This is a genomic window from Edwardsiella sp. A.80236 (assembly GCF_044540725.1).
Classification (GTDB): Bacteria; Pseudomonadota; Gammaproteobacteria; order Enterobacterales; family Enterobacteriaceae; genus Edwardsiella; species Edwardsiella tarda.
The window spans coordinates 1-469 of record NZ_JBIUCY010000077.1 but is presented as its reverse complement, the minus strand read 5'-3'; the positions used below and the strand labels follow the sequence as shown (position 1 = coordinate 469).

Genomic DNA, 469 nt, shown 5'->3' with positions numbered 1-469 from the left:
AGGCAGAGGCAGAGGCAGAGGCAGAGGCAGAGGCAGAGGCAGAGGCAGAGGCAGAGGCAGAGGCAGAGGCAGAGGCAACGTCGCACATCACCGTGGGGAAAAAAGCGAAAGCAGAGGGGGAGAGCCGCTCTGCTTTCTGGCCCCAATCTGTCAGAATCGGGAAGCACACAGTGAGATTTTAGCCGAACCTCACCGGCCAAATAATTATCTCACAGACGCCAGACGATGCAATTCACCGTACGAAGAAATCTACTTTTTGTGAGCTATCAGGGAGTAACGCTCTGCTATACCGAATTGAGTCGCCGGTTTTACTGAATCCTCTGCTAGCGCGCCAGGTTACAGGCCCCAGCGAGATGATCCCTCACCTCGCCCGAGACGCAGATAACGGGGCGCAGTAAAAATCCACCTCTTGAAGAGGTGGCTTTAAATGGGGCCCCCTAAAAGGGGGCCTTGTTCGTTTTAATCCTGT

At 54.6% G+C, this 469-nt stretch carries 1 protein-coding gene; it reads left to right on the top strand.

Annotation, left to right across the window (positions count from 1 at the left end):
* Nucleotides 1–182, top strand: a 182-nt coding sequence (locus ACEQFP_RS17555; RefSeq protein ID WP_396464376.1) for a hypothetical protein, incomplete at its 5' end; no start/stop codon positions are given.
* Nucleotides 183–469: the final 287 nt, after the last annotated feature.